Raw genomic sequence first — 1,265 nt, forward strand, 5'->3', positions numbered from 1 at the left:
TGAGCTACTCCCCGATCTTCGGACAGATTTCTGGGTGGTTTAAGCTACTCTCCGCGCCTGCTGATCGGTTTCGATGCTGTTGAAGTAGACCACGGCGGGCGGCTGTCCGCCATGGGCTGCGTGAGGCCGCTGGTAGTTGTAGAAGGTGATCCAGCGACCGACGCCTGCCTTGGCCTGCGACCCAGTCTCCCAGGCGTGCAGGTAGACGCATTCATACTTCAGCGACCGCCACAGGCGCTCGATGAAGATGTTATCGAGACAGCGTCCCTTGCCGTCCATGGAGATCCGGGTCCCGACCCGCTTCAGCCGGTCGGTCCAAGCGAAGGACGTGAACTGCGAGCCCTGATCGGTATTCATGATCTCGGGCGGGCCGAAGCGGTGGATTGCCTCGTTCAGGGCCTCGACGCAGAAGTCGGCCTCCAGCGTGTTCGAGATGCGCCAGGCCAGTACCTTGCGGGTGAACCAGTCCATGATCGCGACCAGATAGAGGAAGCCTCTGCGCATCGGCAGGTAAGTGATGTCGGCGCACCAGACCTGATTGGGCCGCTCGACCCGCAGCCCGCCCAGCAGATAGGGATAGGTCTTGTGTCCCTTCGCGGGCCTGCTGGTGTCCGGCTTCTGGAAGATCGGCATCAGGCACATAAGCCGCATCAACCGCCGGATGCGCTTGACGTTCACGGCATGGCCCTCATTCCGCAGGTGCCAGGTCATTTGCTGCACGCCGTAGAAGGGCGTCTCCAGGAACTGCTTGTCGATCAGCAGCATGAGGGCGAGGTTCATTTCTGCCTCACCCTGCGGCTCGTAATAGAACGAGGACCGCGAGATCGACAGCAGGCGGCACTGCGCGCCCACCGACAGCACGGGATGGTTCCGCTCGATCATCCCACGTCTCATTTCCCGCCCCAAGGCTTGAGCTTTCGTGACAAAAAATCGTTGGCGACGGCCAGCTCTCCGATCTTCGCATGCAAGGAACGCACAGTGTCCTCGTCGACCTCAGCGGTCTTCTTCGTGCCCCGCTCGAAGATGTCCGCCGCCCCGTCAAGCAGCGCCTTCTTCCACTGGTGGATCATCGTCGGATGCACGCCATAATCCGCGGCCAACTCCGACACGGTGCGCTCGCCCTTCACGGCCTCTAGCGCCACGCGAGCCTTGAAGCCCGCGTCATGATTCCTGCGTTTGCGCATATTCTGATCTCCTCGTCCTTGGAGATCAGCAGACTTCAGTTCGTAGCTTCCGTCACTGTCCGATTTTCGGGGAGGCGCTCA

Annotated in this window: 1 protein-coding gene; it reads right to left on the reverse strand. The window is 61.2% G+C overall.

All coding sequences use genetic code 11. The features are described 5' to 3' along the window. Window positions 1-39: 39 nt before the first annotated feature. A protein-coding gene (locus tag OOJ09_RS31915; protein WP_420107578.1) for an IS3 family transposase occupies window positions 40-1,184 on the reverse strand; the annotation gives its coding sequence in 2 pieces (ribosomal slippage) (window positions 40-908 and window positions 908-1,184; 1,146 coding nt in all). Between the last annotated feature and the right edge of the window lie 81 nt (window positions 1,185-1,265).

The sequence above is a fragment of the Mesorhizobium qingshengii genome, from assembly GCF_027563465.1.
GTDB lineage: Bacteria > Pseudomonadota > Alphaproteobacteria > Rhizobiales > Rhizobiaceae > Mesorhizobium > Mesorhizobium qingshengii_A.